Source organism: Streptomyces sp. NPDC059909, from assembly GCF_042730885.1.
Lineage (GTDB): Bacteria > Actinomycetota > Actinomycetes > Streptomycetales > Streptomycetaceae > Streptomyces.
This window is the reverse complement of sequence record NZ_JBHWKX010000038.1, coordinates 26,120-42,518: the sequence shown is the minus strand read 5'-3', so window position 1 is coordinate 42,518 and position 16,399 is coordinate 26,120. Positions and strand designations below refer to the sequence as shown.

Sequence of the window (16,399 nt, the reverse complement as noted above, 5' to 3'; positions counted from 1 at the left end):
AATCCCCACCCCCCAACCGCTCACTCCCCGAAGGATTCTCATGTCCCCGTCCAGATGGACGCGCGCACGCATGCGCGTGGTCCTGTACCTCACCACGCTGGGGCTAACCGCCAGCATCGTGGCGGACCCGCTCACGTCGTACGTGGCGGCCGCCATCGACCCGCCGGAGGCCACCGTCAGTGGCGTCGTGTACGTCGACGCCAACGGCGACGGCGCCCGGAACGACGGCGAGGCCGGTCTGGCCGGCGTCCGCGTCTCCGACGGCGTGGTCGCCACCACGACCGCAGCCGACGGCACCTACTCCCTGACGATCTCGACCGACCGCCGCACGACCGACATCGTCTGGGCCAGTCAGCCCCGCGGCTACCGGTTCGGCCTCGACCGGTTCAAGGAGCCCAGGTTCTGGGCCAACCTCGGCCGGCTCGCCGACGGCGCCACGTCCTCGGCGGACTTCGCCCTCGAGCGCGACCCGGTCTCCGACGGGGACAAGTTCTCGTGGGCGAACATCGCCGACCCGCACGTCAACGCGCAGCTGCCCGACCAGATCCGCGAGATCAACTCGACAGGCACCGACCTGCGCTTCATCGCGGTGAGCGGTGACCTCACGAACAACGCCAGCCAGGGTCAGTTCGACACCTACCGCAACGGCACCGCGCAGTCGAACGTCGGCGTGTGGCCGGCGGTCGGCAACCACGAGTACGGCAGCGGCTCGGCGTACGCGGACCGGATCGACAACTACCGCAAGAACGTCGGCCCGGAGTGGTACTCGTTCAACTACGGCAACCGCCACTTCGTCGTGCTGGAGAACAACGGCTCCGCGCCGTTCGACGAGCAGCTCCAGTGGCTGCAGGACGACCTCGCGGCGAGCGTCCCGCTCGACGACGACCCGGCCAACGACCTCGAGGTCGTCGTGCTGACCCACCAGCCGATGAACGTGCCGTTCGGCTCGCCGTCGACCTACGACGCCTTCGGCGACGTTCTCGAGAAGTACAAGGCTCAGCTCATCCTCGTCGGTCACGAGCACTCCAACCACGTCGAGAACGACTCGGCGTTCGCCTCGACCGCCAAGCACATCCAGACCGTGTCGAGCTCCTACACGATCGACAACGCGCCCCGCGGCTTCCGCTACATCCACATGGCGGGCTCCGGCTTCGACAACCCGTTCCGGATGTACGGCGAGAACGAGCACCTGACCATCGTCAGCCCGGCCCCCGGCTCGAAGGTCCCGGCCGCGGGCTTCCCGGGAATCCAGGTCAACGCCTACGACACCGGTGACGAGGTCAAGTCGGCCCGCTACCGCATCGACGGGAAGGGCGAATGGCTCCCGCTGCGCGCCAGCGGCGAGTTCACCTGGCAGAACAACCTGCCGGAGAACCTGCAGACCGCCGGCAAGCACAGCATCGAGGTGACCATCACCGACAAGGCCGGCAAGGACTGGACGGAGTCCGCCGAGTTCACGCTGACCAAGGAGCCCGCGCTCGCCCCCGTCGCCGACGGTGACTGGACCCAGCACCACGGCGACGCCGCCCACTCCGGCATCGCGCCCGCGCAGGAGCCGGGCCGCCGTCTCGCCTGGAGCTACCGCACCCCGGGCACCTTCCTCACGGGCTCGCCGGTGATCCACGACGGCGTCGTCTACGCGGGCACCCGCGACGAGAACGGTGACGGCAACAGCCGCATCCACGCCGTGTCCCTCAAGAGCGGCAAGAAGCTGTGGGACTTCGAGGTGCCGCAGTCGATCCACGGCAGCCTCGCCTACGGCGACGGCCTGGTCTACGCGCCAACCCTCGGCTCGGAGCTGTACGCCGTCGACGCCACCACCGGCGAGCTGCGGTGGAAGGCCGTGCCGGAGAAGGCGCCCGCCCCGAACAACCAGCGCACCTACGGCTACTACTCGCCCGCCGTCTCCGGGAACAAGGTCCTCTGGCCGTACCAGACCCGCTACGGCATCGGCAGCCAGGGCGTGCTCAAGGCGCTCGACACGAAGACCGGCAAGGAGATCTGGGCCTCGCCGATGTCGGGCAGCCAGATGAGCGACGGCACCCCGGCGGTCATGGACGGCACCGTGTACGTCGGCAACCAGACCGCCGACCGGGTGCTCGCCTACGACCTCGAGACCGGCGCCCGCAAGTGGACCGGCACCGAGTCCCTGGGCAGCTGGCAGGACGGCGTACCGACGGCGGCCGAGGGCAAGGTCTTCATCGGCGCCAACAACGGCATCGCCGCCCGCGACGCCCGGACCGGCAAGACGCTGTGGACCTACAAGAGCCCGCACACCTCGCTCGTCTCGAGCGGCTCGACCCCGAGCGCCGCTGCGGTCAAGGACGGCGTCGTCTACATGGGCTTCCCGACCGGCGCGGTCACGGCCCTCGACGCCGAGACCGGCAACGTGGTCTGGAACCGGGTCCTGCCCGGCGACATCTACCACGGTGGCGTCATGTCGAGCCCGGTCGTGGCCGGTGACACCCTCTTCGTCGGCGCCAACAACGGCCGCTTCTACGCGCTCGCCGCGGACACCGGGCAGCCGCTGTGGAACCACGAGATGGGCACCTGGGTCGGCGCCGGTCCCGCGGTCAGCGGCAACACCGTGGTCGCGGGCTCGTGGGACGGCAACCTGTACGCCTACGTCCCCGGCGGCGAGGCGGCGCAGCGCTGGGCCACCGTGACCGGCACCGTCACCGACCCGGAGAGCGGCAAGCCCGTCGCGGGTGCCCGGGTCACCGCGACGGCCACTGGCAAGGAGACCACCCAGACCAGCACCGACGCACAGGGCCACTACAAGCTGGGCCTGCCGGCCGCGTCCTGGACGGTCACCGCCGCCAAGCGCGGCCTGATCGCCGACGACCGCTCCGCGACCACCGTCGAGGTCGGCGCCACCGGCACCTCCACCGCCGGCCTGAAGCTGATCAAGGTCACCCACCCGGTGGCCGGCGCGTCGAAGTACGCACCGGACTACGGCAACGGCAGCACGCGCCGCGACGTCGTGACCGGCAACGACTACCACTACGTCGCGAACGACCGGATCCGCAGCTCGATCACGCCGTACACCGCCGGCAACGACGGCACCGGCGGGCTCGCCCCCGGTGCGCTCTCCGACCTGATGCTGAACGACGCCAACGGCGCCGAGACGCTCGACTGGGCGGAGATGCTGCTGCGCAAGGACCTGTCGAGCCCGAGCAGCTGGGACCGGCAGTCCGAGCAGGTCGACCTGCCCGACCTCAAGGTCGACGGCTCGGCCGTGGTCGCGTCGGGCAACGCCCGCGCGAACGCGGACATCAAGACGAAGGTGCGCTACGAGACCCTGCCGGACGCACCGGTCGTCAAGCTCACCGTGAACCTGACGAACACCGGCAGCACGGACTACTCGGGCTACTTCAACTACATGATCGACCCCGACAGCTCCTCCGACGTCGGACGGATCCCCGGCATCAGCGGCACCAACCCCGGCCTGAAGACCTCGGGCTGGAGCGACGACTTCGTCTACGTCGGTGCCAACGACGCCACCACCAACGGCCAGGCGGCGCACGCCCTCGCCTGGGCCAAGGACGTCCCGGCGGCCGTCGGTGCCTTCGGCTTCATCGAGGGCCTCTGGTACGACGCCTCGATGCCCGCCGGTGGCTCCAAGGAGCTCTCGTTCTACCACCTGACGGACTACGCGACGGCCGGCGGCGACCCGACCGGCAACATCGCCCGCTGGGTCGACGAGCTCGACCTGCACGACCCCGCCCTGCCGGACGCCGCGCGTGCGGCCGGCACGGTGACCGCAGGCGGCAACGCCGTCGCGGGCGCCCGGGTCGCGCTGGAACAGGCCGGCAAGGCCGTCGCCTCGACGACCACGGACGCCGACGGCAAGTACCTGGTCAAGGCCCCGGCCGGCCAGTACGACGTCCGGGTGACCGCGCTGGGCCACCAGACGGCCACCGGCTCGGTCGAGGTGCCGGCTTCCGGCACCGGTGTCGCGGACGTCGCGCTGAAGCCGGTCACGGTCGAGGCGAGCTACGGCAAGCGGATCGGCTCCGGTCTGGTCGAGGCCGGCTACGACGACGTCATGCTGGAGAACGACAAGCTCTCCATGGCGATCGCCGACGCGTACAACGACTCGCAGCTGTCCGGTGGCACGCGTGGCAAGCCGGTCGACATCGCCGTGCGCGGCAAGGCCGACCAGTTCGACTGGATCAACCTGCCCTACGTCTCGGCGACCCAGCCGACCGGCGGCAGCGCGTGGGACATCCGGTCGGTCGCGGCCACCGACGTCAAGATCGTGCAGGCGAGTGGTGACAAGGCCGTCGTGCAGGTGTCCGGTCCGGTGAAGGGTCTCACCGGGCTGACCGCGACGACGACGTACACGCTGAAGCCGGGCGACACCTTCGCCACGGTCGAGACGGTGCTGGCCAACTCCGGTTCCACGGCGATGAACGTGTGGACCGGCGACGCGATGGACCACGACGCGGCCGGCCAGGCCAGTGTCATCCCGGGCACCGGCGTCGTCACGCCGGGTGCGACGGCGGCGTACACGCCGACGAAGCCGTACTTCGGCATGATCGGCACGGACCCGCAGGTCTTCGGCCTCGTCTACGGCACGCCGGCGAGCGCGTTCGACGTGTACGCCGCGGGCAACTGGGCGATGAGCCGGTTCCAGGCCGAGGTACCGGCGGGTGGCTCGTACACACTCACCCGGCGCCTCGTGGTCGCCCCGGGCAGCGACGCCACCGGCATCCTGGACGCCGTCCCGGCGCCGTGACGCGTTAGCAGCACAGTACGACCGCGTTCAGGGCCGGTCCGGATCCGTCCGGGCCGGCCCGCCCGGCTTCATGCGCGGTGCTGCCGGCAGGTGATGCTGTTGCCGTCGGCGGATGCCTTCTCGCGTCGCACGCAGTGTTGCAGCCAACCCACCGACATTTCTTGGCGGATCAGCCTGACAGGACAATCTGGCGTGAGCCTGATCGGCGCCGCGCACTTGACCCGGTGGCAAGGCCCTGAGCCACCACCCGCGGGGCAGTCAGCCGCGAGAAAGGCCGCGCTTGGCCGGCGATCGAATACCACAGCGACGTCGTACGCCGCAACGCTGCCGCCGTTGAGCATCTCGAGCAGGACATCGCGCCCCTCGCCGCAGCCGAAGAGCAGCGAGTCGACACCTCCGGCGACAAGTTCGAGTTCACTCCGCCGCTCGCGTACAGCGGTGCCGTCAGGCCGGTCAAGACGCGGAAGGAGGCCGCCGCGAACATCGCCGAGACGGTTGCGAGGCTCGTCTCGGCTACGTGCTGGCAGCAGAGGGAAATCCTTACCCGGTCGGCCAGCTGGGCGGGCTCGACCTGTACGCCCGGCAGGTGACCGGCTGGCTCACCCGCCCACGGCCCTGAGCGAAGAAGACCGCGCCGCGCTGAAGGACGTCCTGGCCTGCTGCCCCGAGCTGGACACCGCCGCCGAACATGTCCGCGGCTTCGGCGAAATACTCACCGGCCGCCTCGGCGCCACGCTTCCTGTCTGGATCGACGCCGTCGGTGCCGGCCAACTGCCCGGCTTCACCGGCTTCGCACTCCACCTGCTTCGGGACCTCGACGCCGTGACAGCCGGGCTCAGCCTGCAATGGAGTTCCGGCGGGACCGAAGGTGCCGTGAACCGCATCAAGAAGATCAAAAGGCAGCTTTACGGGCGAGCCGGATTCGAACTACTCCGCAAGATGCTCCTGCTTCAGTGACCCTCCGCGACCGCTCCCCACGATCTGTGCCGAACCGAGAGCCGAGATCGAATGTCGCCGGGCCCGGCACCGGGTTCCGGCGACCCGGCCGGTTCCCGATCGGCAGCGGGCATCCGATGCCTCCCTGCTGCGGCGATGGGAGGCCGTCACCGAGCGCAACCGACAGCTGGAGGCGGAGAACCGGGAACTGCGGCAGGGCCCTCGCCCTCGCACTCGGGGAACGACGCACCGCCGACCTGCCAGGCCGCTCCCGCAACACGCCGAAGAAGAATTCTTCCGCCGTCATCGGACCCTGCTGACGAGCCGCGTCGAGACATCGTCCACCACACAACGCACCAGGTCAGCAACCTGCGAGCCAGGCGAGCTCAAGATAGCGGAAGCCACCGCGCCAGTCCCCGGCCCTACTGAGGAGACGGCCGCGCCCAGGCCCGTATAAAAGCTATGAAAGCAAGGGCCCGCCCCCGTCCGGTCGTGGACGGGGGCGGGCCCTTCGCACACAGGGCCGCGAGGCCGGCGGCTACACGGACTCGGGCACCTTCTCCTCCGACTCCGTCGAGGTGGCCTGCTTGCGGTGCTCGGCCTTGTCGCGGACGGGCAGCATGAACAGGATCGCCAGGGCGGGTCCCGCGGCCAGCGTGAGGAAGGCGGCGTTGAAGGACCCCGTCGCTGAGAACACGGCGCCCACCGCCAGCGGGACGAGCACACTGCCGAGCTGCCAGATCGCGTTGGCGATGCCCGCCACGCTGCCCGTCACCGAGTCGGGCACGAGGCGCGGGATGAGGGCGACCAGGAGGGCGGCCCAGCCGTAGGCGGCAGCGCCGAGCAGTGGTGCGAGCCAGATGAAGGCCGTGGGCGAGGAGAGATTGCCGAACCACACCAGGGTGAGCGCGAACACCGCGAAGATCACCAGGCTGGGCGTCTTGCGGGCGCCGCCGAAGAAGCGGTCGGTGATCAGGCCCACCAGCGGCTTCACCGCGACGGCCGTGATGGCGAAGATCGCCACGACCATTCCCGCGGTGCCGGCGTCGATGTCATGACCCTTGATCATGAGCGCGTTGGCCCAGGTCACGAAGCCGTACAGGCCCCAGAAGCCGCAGAACCCGGTCAGGCAGGTGAGGACCACGTCACGGTTGCGGAGGAAAGTGCGCAGATCGGGGCCGAAGAGCCCGCCGGACTTCCGCTCGACGCGGGGCTTCTTCTGGCCCTTCACCTCCTCCGGACCGTTGCGGAGGAAGAACAGCAGCAGCGCCGCCACGACAATGGAGATGATGCCGAAGATGTGGTAAGAAGTCCCCCAGCCATGCCAGGCGATCAGGGTCGGCACGACGGCGTTGGCAATGGCGGTGCCGAGCGAGGTCGCCGTGGTGAAGACGCCCATCGGCATGCCGAGCTTGCTGGACGGGAACCAGCTGGAGATCAGGCGGACACCGGCCGCGTAGTCCGCCCCGGCGAAGAGCCCGACGACGGCCTGCACCGTAATGCCGACGGTCGCGGACGTCGTGGAACCGAAGACGCTCATGAACACACCGGCACCGGCCAGCGACACGGTGAGCACGATACGGCCGCCGAAGCGGTCCACACCGATGCCGCCGATGGCATTGGATATGACGTAGCCCACGTAATAGGCGGTAGCGAAGACACCGAGGCTCGCCACGGGCACGGCCAGCCCCTCGCCGACGAAGACCGAGGCCGGTCCCCAGGTCGAGCGGTCGATCGAGGTCAAGGTGAAGGACAGCCAACAGGCGACGAGCACGACCCAGCGGTAGGGGGAGGGTGCGGCTGCCCGGCCGGGGGTGGCGTGAAGCAGGTTCATCGTGGAACCTCCGCTGCGGAAGAGGGGAAGGGGGATGGGTTTTGGACGTGAAGCCGGGCAGACTCACAGGTCCAGGACGAGCCGCTGCGAGGCGCAGCCGCCAACGCAGATCATCATCGAGGTGTTCTCGGCACGTTCCTTCTGCGAGAGGATACTGTCGGCGTGGACCGGGGTCCCGCCGAGCACCTTGGTCTCGCAGGTGCCGCAGAAGCCCTCCTCGCAGGAGGAGAGGACGTCCGGCCGCAGGGTGCGGACGGCCTCGAGGATCGAGGTGCCGGGTTCGACCGTGACGGTCTCCCCGCTGCGGAAGAGCTCGACCTCGAAGGCCTCCCCATCCGTCGGCACCGCCGGCTCCTCGGAGCCGGTGCCCGCCGAGGTGAACTGCTCGATGTAGAGCGGCAGGGAGGGGCGGGAGCGCTTGATCTCCTCGCGCAGGGCGGCCAGCATGCCGGGCGGCCCGCAGGCGTGGATCGCGCCGCCTTCGGGCACGTCCCGCACCAGGGCGGGGAGGTCCAGCTGCTCCCCCGCCTTGAGGCGGAACGGCGCACCCGCCGACTCGGCCAGCGCACGGGCCTGATCGACGAAGGCCATGGTGGTGACGGCGCGCCCGCCGTAGTGCAGCTCCCAGGAGTCGCCGCGCGCCGTGGCCTCCCGCGCCATGGCGAGCACCGGGGTGATCCCGATGCCACCTGCGACGAGGACGTGGTGGGCGGCGGACTCCAGCGGGAAGTGGTTGCGCGGGCCGCGGATCGAGAGGGTGCGGCCGATGAGCGCGGTGTCGTGGATCTCGGCGGATCCTCCGCGCCCGTCGGCTTCCCTCAGTACGGCGATGGTGTACGCAGGGCCGCCCGGCTCGCCGCACAGCGAGTACTGCCGCACGGTGCCGGACGGCAGCCGCACGTCGATGTGGGCTCCGGCCCCCCACTCCGGCAGGGGGGCGCCGTCGGTCGGCGTGAAGACGAGCGAGACCACGCCGTCGGCCTCCCAGCCGAGTCGGGTGACGGTCACCTCCCGCCAGTCGGACACTGTCATGACTCCTCCTCCGAGTCGCGGGTACCGCCCCGCAGCACCTGCAGGAAGTGCAGGACGGGCGGCAGGTCGCGCAGGACGGCGATGGTGTCGACGTACTCGCGCAGCACCGCGGCGGACTCGTGCTCGTCGCCGCTGCTCCAGGACAGGCCGGGGGCGACGACAACGGCGCCGAGCAGGATGCCGGCGGCGCGGGCGGCCTCTCCCAGGGCGGCGACCGCGGCGTGGTCGACGAGGGAGAGGTCGCAGGTGACCAGGGTGATGGCATCGGCCCGCTCGACGGCCTCGCGGAGGCCGTCGTCGAGCTCGTCGCTGTCGGCGACGGTGACCCCGGTGAGGGAGTCCCTCCGCGCGGCGAGGTCCTCGAGGGCGGTCGGGTCCAGCGGCACGACGAGTACGTCGGCCACGTACGACCGCCTGGTCCACGAATGGCTGGGCATGATGTCTTCTTCCGGTGGGTGCCTACTGCCGGGCAGGGGCAGTCATATGGAGTAGAAGTCCTCGCCTTCCTTCACCTTGAGGACCTCGGCGGCGCCGTCCTGGAACGGGACGGACTTCGGAAGCAGCAGGGAGGTCGAGCGCACGGCGTGGTGCTTGCTGTTGACTCCGGGGACGTCCTCGCCCTTGGCGGCGGGCTCGGTGGCGGCCAGCATCCGGCGGCGGGCCAGGATGATGGCCGCGTCGGAGGTGCCCAGCCGCTCCTTGGTGCGGTCGACGATGGCGCCCATGCTCTCCTGCAGGGAGAAGTCCTGGGCGGCGATGCCCTCGACGCCTGAGAAGGACTTCTTCTCCTTCTGGGCCTGGCGGTCGATGAGGTAGTCGTTGGAGGCGTTGGCCAGGGTGTCGTAGGTGCCCGGGATGTACTTGGCGTGGATGCCGTCGCCGTTGCGCATGGAGGCGAGCTCGTCCTCGGTGAGCGGGCGGGTCGGGTGGTAGTTGATCGACCAGGCCCAGCAGGTCTCGTCGTCGATCGGGACCCAGGCGTGGCCGCCCATCGGGTTGTGGATGCCGAACGGCGGGATGATCGTGTACCAGGGCATGATCCACTGGGTGATGCGCCAGTAGTAGTTCTCTTCGTCGACGTTGCGGCGCGCGCCGATGAGCAGCCCGCCGTCGGACTCCACGACCTCGAACTTGGGCCGGGTGTCCTTCTTCAGGTACTCGTTGCCCGCGGTGCCCGAGTGCATCGGGTCGTCGTCCAGGTTGAAGCGGTGGGCGAAGGAGACGTGGCTGGAGTCGATGCCGCCCTCCATCGCCTGCATGAAGTTGGTCATCTGCCGGCGCTTGGAGATGAAGACCTGGCTCTCCGGCAGGCCGGCCCACTCCAGCTCGGGCAGCTCGGGCTTGAGCTCCGGCGGGCCCATAAACGTCCAGATGACGCCGCCGCGCTCCACGCAGGGGTACGCGGGCTGCTTGATCTTCTCGCGCATGCGCGCCTCCGGCGGCTCGGAGGGCATGTCCACGCAGTTGCCGTCCACGTCGTACTTCCAGCCGTGGTAGCCGCAGCGCAGGCCGCACTCCTCGTTACGGCCGAAGAACAGCGAGGCGGTGCGGTGGCTGCAGAACTCGTCGAGCAGGCCGATACGGCCCTTGGTGTCGCGGAAGGCGATCAGTTTCTCGCCCAGCAGTTGGACGCGCACCGGCGGGCAGTCGGGCTCCGGCAACTCCTCGGCGAGCAGCGCGGGAATCCAGTAGCGGCGCAGCAGGGTGCCCATCTCGGTTCCCTGGTCGGTGCGGACGAGGCGTTCGTTCTGTTCCCGGGTCAGCATCGGGACTCCTTCGTTGTGCGATGTTGTGCAATGCGCCAGCCAGAACCGGCTGGGGAGACCGGGCCGGAGTCGTCCGGGTCCGGTCGGTGGTTTCAGGGGCGGACCACGACGTGCGGGGACTTCGGTCCGGTGCCGGCGGCGAGCCGGGCGAGCATGTCGCCGGTCTCCTCGAGGGAGACCTCGACGGAGGGCAGTTCCTGCAGGCCCGAGGTGCCGTCGGCGAGCGAGGCGATCGCCTGGCGGACGTACTCGGGGCGGCGGCCGCGCACGGCGGAGATCCTGACGTTGCGGCGGATCATGGCCGAGGTGTCGACCGGCACCGCGGCGGGCTGCTTGGGCGTGGTGAGCACCAGGCGCCCGCCCTGGCCGAGCAGGTCGACGGCGACCCTGACCACGTGCGGGGCGGCCCCGACGGCGTCGACGACGCAGTCCGCGGCCCGGGAACCGAGCACGCGGCGCACACCCTCGGCGAGGTCGGTGCCGGTGTCGGCCGCGACGGTCACGGCACCGAGGCGCTCGGCGATCTCGAGGCGGGTGCGGTCGCGTCGCAGCCCGGCCACCACCGTCTCGGCGCCGGCGTAGCGCGCCGCGGCCGCCACGGCGAGCCCGTGGTAGCCGGGGCCGACGATGACCACGGTCTCGCCCTTGCGGACGGCGCCCGCGCGCAGCGTCCAGTCCAGCGCGTTCGCGTACGGCAGCACCCAGGCGGCCAGCTCCTCGGACAGCTCGGGCGGCAGCGGGTGCACCACGGTGTTGGGCTGCAGGAGCAGGTACTCGGCGTTCCCGCCGTGCAGGCCCGATGCCTCGGCGGCCGGCAGGGTGCCGACGCGGCGGCCGCCGCCCCACAGGTCGGTCTGCGGGCACAGGCGGTAGGCGCCCGAGGTGCAGGACGGGCACGTCCCGCACGGCAGGTACTCCTCGATGACGACCCGGTCCCCCACCCGGCCCTGCCAGGTCCGCTCCCCCTGCTCGGGGGCCACGGCGGCGATGCGGCCGACGACGTGGTGGCCGAGCACGGTCGGCTCCGGGACGCCCTTCGCGAAGAGGGAGACGTCCGTGCCGCAGATGCCGGAGGCGGTGACCTGCAGCCACCCCTCCCCCGGGCCGGCCTCGTGCAGGGGAAGGCTCCTCAGCTCGCTCCGGGCACCCGGCAGGGCCACGCTCGCGCGGGCCTCGGATGGCGGCCCGGAGACCACGGTGTCGCTCACCCTGAATCCCCTTTCTATCGCTCTGTGATAATGCGTTATTGCTCTGCGATTCGGCTACAGTAGGTGGCGACTTAGAGCACGTCAATGGGTGAGGAGCGACAAAATGGCCGGTGGTCGGGCGGGAGCGGACAGCGGGCGCAGGGCCCTGGAAGTGCTCTTCGCCTTCGCCGAGCAGCGCCCGGTGGCCTCGGTGCGCGAACTGGCCGACGCGGTCGGCATCCCGGTGCCCACCGCCCACCGCTATGTGGCGCTGCTGCGCGACATGGCCCTGGTCGAGGAGGACACCCGGGGGTACTACCGGCTGACGATGCGGGTGGCGGCGCTGGGCCGCGCGGCCCGGCAGGGCACCTCACTGGCCGAGGTCGCGGACCCCTTCCTGCGCGCCCTGGCTGACGAGGTCTCCGAGACGGTGCTGCTCATCCGCCTGGTGCGGGGGCTTCCGGTGTGCGTGCACGGAGCCGAGAGCAGCCGTCCGTACCGGCTGTCGTTCGAGGTGGGGCAGAATCTGCCGCCGCTGCGCGGTGCCAGTGCGCGCGTGCTGCTCGGCGGCCTGTCGCCCGCCGAGCGGGAGCGCTATGTCGACCGGGCGCTCGAGTCCGGCGCGGTGCCGCCGCTGCACGGGCGCGAGGAGTTCCTGCAGGGCGTCGAGCTCGCCGTCAAGCGCGGCTGGTCCGTCAGTCATGAGGAGATCGACGAGGGCATATGGGCCGTCTCGGCCGCCATCCGGGACGACGACCGCACGGTGGCCACCCTCTCCCTGTCCTGCCCCGAGTTCCGCCTCGACGACGCCCGCCGCAAGGCCTACACCGACCGGGCGGTGGCGACCGCGGAGCGGATCTCCGAGGCGCTGCGCGGGGGCGCGGCCGCGGGCTCCGCGCCGGGCAACGACGCCTGACCACCCGCGTTCCCGGTCGCCCCGAAGATCGCGGGGCCGGGCGCGGAGGATCGTATGACCAGCTGTGCTGCGGCCACTGGGTGATCCGCGAGTAGTAGTTCGCCTCGTTGACGACCCGCCGGACGCCGATCACGAGTCCGCCGTCGGACTCGGCGACCTCGAACTTCGGCCGGGTGTCGGCCTCGAGGTACATCAGCCCTTCGGTGCCCGCATGCATCGGGTCGTCATCGATGTTGAACCGGTGCGCGAAGGAGACATGGCTGGAGTCGATGCCGCCCTCCATGGCCTGCAGGTAGTTGGACTCCTGCCAGCGCTTGAAGACGAACCGGTGGGCGTCGTCGAGCACGGCCATGGCAGCTCGGGCTTGTGCTCGGGCGGCCCCATGTACGTCCAGATGATCCCGCCCCGCTCGCCGCACGGCTACGCCCGTTGCGTGATGCGGTTCTTGAACGTCGAGCCCTCCGGCTCGGAGGGCATGCCGACGCAGTTCCGTCCACGTCGTACTTCCAGCCCTGGTAAGAGCAGCGCAGCCCGCACTCCTCGTTGCGACCGAAGAACAGCGAGGCGGTGCGGTGGCTGCAGAACTCGTCGAGCAGACCGATACGGCCCCGGCAGTCACCGAAGGCGATGAGCTGCTCTCCAGCAGTGTGACGCACACCAGGGGGCTGTCCGGTTCCGCGATCTCCTCGGCCAGCAGTGCCGGAATCCAGTAGCGGCGGAACAGGCGTCCCATGGGGGGTGTCCGGACCGGTCGCGGTGAGCAGCTCGTTCTGTTCGTGGGTCAGCATGCGGGTCCATTCCTGGCGGATTCGGGATGGGGAGGCCGTCGCGGCGTCAGGCCACCGGGGCGGTCTTGGGGGGCGGGCGAACGCTTCGCGCGCCGGAGGAGGGCCAGGGCTGCGGCGAGCGCGTTGGTACCGATCACCGCGAGCCAGGCCGCGAGGTAGGAACCGGTGGCGTCGACGACCAGGCCGAAGCACAGCGGGCCCACGGCGAAGCCCACGTAGAGACCGACGGCAAGGATTCCGGAGGCGGTGCCGACGACATGCAGGGGAGTCGCCCGCATCAGCGCGAGCATGATCACGACGTTGGCGGCGATTCCGCTGGCGCCGAACAGCGTGGCACCGGCCCAGACCAGCGCGGGTGCGTGCAGCTGTTCCGCCGCGAGGATGGAGCAGGCGGCGAGCGCGGACGCGAGGGCGAGGGCGATCAGGGGGACACGGGGGCGGCGCACCCGGTCGGCGGCGCGGCCCCACGCGATACGGGCGATGAGTCCCACTCCTCCGGCGACGGCCGCAGTGAACCCGGCGGCCCGCACCGACATGTCCAGCCGCTCGAAACCGTAGAGGGGCAGATAGACGTTGGTGGCCTGGAGCGCGGCACCGGTCGCCAGGGCGTAAGCGGTGAGCCACCACACGGCGGCCGGCAGGTCCGCGAGCCGCCGCGTCGGCCCGGCCACGGGCCGGGGGCTGCCGGCGGGGATCGAACGGCGGACCAGGACCAGCCCCGCCGTGGCGGCGATCGCCGCCACGCCCGCCGCACCCCGCCACCCCCACACCAGCGCGACGCTCGGGAGCACGAGACCTGCCCCGAACTGGCTCATCTGGACGCCCGACTGCTTGACGCCCATCAGCCGGCCGCGCCGGCCCTGCGGGAGGTTCGCCGCGATGAGCTGGTTCGTCACCGGGTTGGACAGCGCCTGGGCCGCTCCGCACAGGACCGTGGCAGCCACCAGCCATCCGTACGAGGGGGCCGCGGCGGCTCCGAGGAGCGCCAGGCCGGCGCCCGTGAACAGCACCACGAGGACCGCCCTTCCGCTGAACAGATCCGCGCACCGGCCCACCAGCGGTGAGAAGAGCGCCGCGGCCAGAAAGGCCGCCGTCGTCAGCGAGCCGAGCTGAGCCCGGCTGATGCCAAGGTCGGCGGTCAGCAGCGGTGCGGTCGCCGTCAGGGCGTACAGCATGAGCGGTCCGGCGCCCATCGACAGCGCCAGGGTGACGCCGAACCCCCGGGACAGCACTGGCCGCGACCGACCGTGGCCGGCAGTCCTCATACAGTCTCCCTTTTCGCATGGCGAACAATGGTGCGGAATGCGGTTGAACCGTAGGGATGGCTCGAGGATGCCGTCAAGAGCTGCACAACAAAGGCGTCAGACGCGAGTCCGAGAAGCTGCAGCAGCGGCACAATGCAAAGCGTGGCCGCCGGCCCGAGGGAGCTCGGCCCGCCAGACGGGGACGCCGCACGTTGATTTGCCTTCGCTCCGATGATTACTGTTCGACATGCGCATAGCTCAGCCGCACGCGCCGACCGCTCGACCGTGGACGGAGCGACCACCCACTGCCATGCCTGCCCTCCCACCCGCAGAGAGCGAGACCGGATGACCGACGAGGCCCGGCGCTCGCCCCGTGACACCGACTTCGTCCAGTCGCTCGCACGAGGCCTTGCCGTCATCAACGCCTTCGACGCGGACCACCCGCGGATGACCCTGAGTCAGGTCGCGCGGGCGGCCGGCATGGCCCCTGCGACGGCCCGTCGTTTCCTGCTGACGCTGGCTCAGCTTGATTACGTGGGCTACGAGGACGGCCTTTACCATCTGCGCCCACGCGTCCTCGACCTGGGCTACCGCTATCTCTCCACGCTGTCCGTTCGCGATGTCGCCGAACCCCACCTGGAGCAGCTGGCAGCCGAGGTACACGAGTCCTGCTCGCTGTCGATCCTCGACGGCGTCGACATCGTCTACGTCTCCCGCGTGTCCATCTCACGGATCATCGCCATCAGCATCGGACTCGGCACACGGCTCCCCGCACATGCGACGTCCATGGGCCGGGTACTGCTCGCCGGCCTGCCCGAGCGCGAACGTGAGGAGTACCTGACGCACGCCCAGCTCACCCGGCTGACCGACCGCACCATCACCGCCCCCGATGTGCTGCGCGCGGAGCTGGAGCAGGTGCGTAAGCAGGGCTGGACGATCGTCGACCAGGAACTCGAACGAGGGCTGCGCTCCGTCGCCGTCCCGGTTCGTACCCAGCTCGGCGTCACCTTCGCAGCCGTCAACATCGCCACTCACGCCGGCCACACCTCCGTCGAGGGCATCCGGCGCCGACTGCTGCCGCCGCTGCTGTCCACCGCCGCACGCATCGAGGCCGACCTGCACAGCTATCCCGCCGGGCCCCCATCCGGCCACCGAGGAGGCATTCGTGCCTGACCAGTCCACCCCGGACGTGCCGTTCGTCCAGTCCCTGGAGCGCGGGCTCCAGGTACTGCGCACCCTCAGCGACGCCTCGTCCGGCCTGACCCTCGCCGAGGTGGCCAAGCGGACAGGCCTGACCCGCGCCGCCGCGCGACGGTTCCTGCTCACCCTCGTCGAACTCGACTACACGCGCTTCGACGGCCGGGAGTACTCACTGCGCCCGCGCGTGCTCGAGATCGGGCGCTCCTACCTCTCGAGCCTGCGCCTGCCTGACGTGGCACTCCCCCATCTTGAACAGCTCGCCTCGGAGGTCCGTGAGACCACCTCGCTGACCGTGCTCGACGGCGACGAGGTCGTCTACGTCGCCCGCGTCCACGGCTTCCGCATCCTGGCGGTCTCGATCGCCGTCGGAACCCGCTTCCCCGCGTACGCGTCCTCCACCGGCCGCGTCCTGCTCGCCGGCCTGGAACACAGCGAACTCGACGCCTACCTCTCCCGTGTGCCACTGCGTCAGTTCACCGCGGACACCAAGACCAGCCCTGAACGCCTCGCCCAGGAGATCGGCCGGGTGCGGAGGCAGGGCTGGACGATCGTCGACCAGGAACTCGAGCCGGGGCTGCGCTCCGTCGCTGCGCCGGTCCACGATGCCGACGACCGCGTCATCGCCGCCGTGAACATCGCCACCACCGCCAGCCGCACCTCACTCGACACCATGCGCCAGTCCTGGCTGCGCCGGCTGCGGGACACCGCCGAGAGCATCGGGACAGACTTCACCCGGCATGACCGCACGTAAAGCC

The 16,399-nt window shown here is 70.5% G+C and carries 13 protein-coding genes; 6 read left to right on the top strand and 7 right to left on the bottom strand.

What is annotated here, in order from left to right:
* Window positions 1–70: 70 nt before the first annotated feature.
* The gene (locus ACFV9O_RS24610; protein WP_385421204.1) at window positions 71–4,741 is read left to right on the top strand and encodes a PQQ-binding-like beta-propeller repeat protein; all 4,671 of its coding nucleotides are present in this window, start codon (window positions 71–73) and stop codon (window positions 4,739–4,741) included.
* A 93-nt stretch (window positions 4,742–4,834) separates the two neighbouring features.
* Window positions 4,835–5,698, top strand: a complete 864-nt coding sequence (locus ACFV9O_RS24605) for a transposase (RefSeq protein WP_385421260.1) — start codon at window positions 4,835–4,837, stop codon at window positions 5,696–5,698.
* 517 nt (window positions 5,699–6,215) lie between these two features.
* Here ACFV9O_RS24605 and ACFV9O_RS24600 read toward each other — a convergent pair.
* The 5 genes from ACFV9O_RS24600 to ACFV9O_RS24580 form a co-directional block, all read right to left on the bottom strand.
* Complete coding sequence (locus tag ACFV9O_RS24600) at window positions 6,216–7,511, bottom strand: nitrate/nitrite transporter (RefSeq protein WP_385421202.1); 1,296 nt, start codon at window positions 7,509–7,511, stop codon at window positions 6,216–6,218.
* A gap of 63 nt (window positions 7,512–7,574) precedes the next feature.
* Entirely contained in the window at window positions 7,575–8,543 is a 969-nt protein-coding gene (locus ACFV9O_RS24595; RefSeq protein ID WP_385421200.1) for a PDR/VanB family oxidoreductase, read from the bottom strand.
* Entirely contained in the window at window positions 8,540–8,980 is a 441-nt protein-coding gene (locus ACFV9O_RS24590) for a hypothetical protein (RefSeq protein WP_385421198.1), read from the bottom strand. The genes ACFV9O_RS24595 and ACFV9O_RS24590 overlap by 4 nt, the downstream gene beginning before the upstream one ends.
* Before the next feature lie 42 nt (window positions 8,981–9,022).
* Window positions 9,023–10,309: a Rieske 2Fe-2S domain-containing protein gene (locus tag ACFV9O_RS24585; protein ID WP_385421196.1), complete on the bottom strand. Its 1,287-nt coding sequence runs from the start codon at window positions 10,307–10,309 to the stop codon at window positions 9,023–9,025.
* 92 nt (window positions 10,310–10,401) lie between these two features.
* Complete coding sequence (locus ACFV9O_RS24580) at window positions 10,402–11,517, bottom strand: zinc-binding dehydrogenase (protein ID WP_385421194.1); 1,116 nt, start codon at window positions 11,515–11,517, stop codon at window positions 10,402–10,404.
* 103 nt (window positions 11,518–11,620) lie between these two features.
* Here ACFV9O_RS24580 and ACFV9O_RS24575 point away from each other — a divergent pair, with 103 nt between their 5' ends.
* A complete protein-coding gene (locus ACFV9O_RS24575) occupies window positions 11,621–12,412 on the top strand; it encodes an IclR family transcriptional regulator (RefSeq protein ID WP_385421192.1) in 792 nt (263 codons plus the stop codon).
* Window positions 12,413–12,636: 224 nt separating this feature from the next.
* Here the strand turns inward: ACFV9O_RS24575 and ACFV9O_RS24570 are convergent, their stop codons facing one another.
* Complete coding sequence (locus ACFV9O_RS24570; RefSeq protein WP_385421258.1) at window positions 12,637–13,008, bottom strand: Rieske 2Fe-2S domain-containing protein; 372 nt, start codon at window positions 13,006–13,008, stop codon at window positions 12,637–12,639.
* Between ACFV9O_RS24570 and ACFV9O_RS24565 the strand changes: the two genes are divergently transcribed.
* On the top strand, window positions 12,985–13,125 hold the full coding sequence (locus ACFV9O_RS24565) for a hypothetical protein (RefSeq protein ID WP_385421264.1): 141 nt from the start codon (window positions 12,985–12,987) through the stop codon (window positions 13,123–13,125). The genes ACFV9O_RS24570 and ACFV9O_RS24565 overlap by 24 nt on opposite strands.
* A 68-nt stretch (window positions 13,126–13,193) precedes the next feature.
* Here ACFV9O_RS24565 and ACFV9O_RS24560 read toward each other — a convergent pair whose 3' ends face one another.
* Window positions 13,194–14,465: an MFS transporter gene (locus ACFV9O_RS24560; RefSeq protein ID WP_385421190.1), complete on the bottom strand. Its 1,272-nt coding sequence runs from the start codon at window positions 14,463–14,465 to the stop codon at window positions 13,194–13,196.
* 324 nt (window positions 14,466–14,789) lie between these two features.
* Here ACFV9O_RS24560 and ACFV9O_RS24555 point away from each other — a divergent pair, with 324 nt between their 5' ends.
* Together ACFV9O_RS24555 and ACFV9O_RS24550 are read left to right on the top strand one after the other, a co-directional pair.
* Entirely contained in the window at window positions 14,790–15,617 is an 828-nt protein-coding gene (locus ACFV9O_RS24555; RefSeq protein WP_385421188.1) for an IclR family transcriptional regulator C-terminal domain-containing protein, read from the top strand.
* The gene (locus tag ACFV9O_RS24550) at window positions 15,610–16,395 is read left to right on the top strand and encodes an IclR family transcriptional regulator C-terminal domain-containing protein (protein ID WP_385421186.1); all 786 of its coding nucleotides are present in this window, start codon (window positions 15,610–15,612) and stop codon (window positions 16,393–16,395) included. The genes ACFV9O_RS24555 and ACFV9O_RS24550 overlap by 8 nt, the downstream gene beginning before the upstream one ends.
* Window positions 16,396–16,399 lie beyond the last annotated feature (4 nt).

What these genes read in the sequence shown, in the direction of transcription:
- ACFV9O_RS24610 (WP_385421204.1), top strand. Translation starts at nt 71, where the DNA reads ATGCGCGTGGTCCTGTACCTCACCACGCTGGGGCTAACCGCCAGCATC.
- ACFV9O_RS24605 (WP_385421260.1), top strand. Translation starts at nt 4,835, where the DNA reads ATGCTGTTGCCGTCGGCGGATGCCTTCTCGCGTCGCACGCAGTGTTGC.
- ACFV9O_RS24600 (WP_385421202.1), bottom strand. Translation starts at nt 7,511, where the DNA reads ATGAACCTGCTTCACGCCACCCCCGGCCGGGCAGCCGCACCCTCCCCC.
- ACFV9O_RS24595 (WP_385421200.1), bottom strand. Translation starts at nt 8,543, where the DNA reads ATGACAGTGTCCGACTGGCGGGAGGTGACCGTCACCCGACTCGGCTGG.
- ACFV9O_RS24590 (WP_385421198.1), bottom strand. Translation starts at nt 8,980, where the DNA reads ATGCCCAGCCATTCGTGGACCAGGCGGTCGTACGTGGCCGACGTACTC.
- ACFV9O_RS24585 (WP_385421196.1), bottom strand. Translation starts at nt 10,309, where the DNA reads ATGCTGACCCGGGAACAGAACGAACGCCTCGTCCGCACCGACCAGGGA.
- ACFV9O_RS24575 (WP_385421192.1), top strand. Translation starts at nt 11,621, where the DNA reads ATGGCCGGTGGTCGGGCGGGAGCGGACAGCGGGCGCAGGGCCCTGGAA.
- ACFV9O_RS24560 (WP_385421190.1), bottom strand. Translation starts at nt 14,465, where the DNA reads ATGAGGACTGCCGGCCACGGTCGGTCGCGGCCAGTGCTGTCCCGGGGG.
- ACFV9O_RS24555 (WP_385421188.1), top strand. Translation starts at nt 14,790, where the DNA reads ATGACCGACGAGGCCCGGCGCTCGCCCCGTGACACCGACTTCGTCCAG.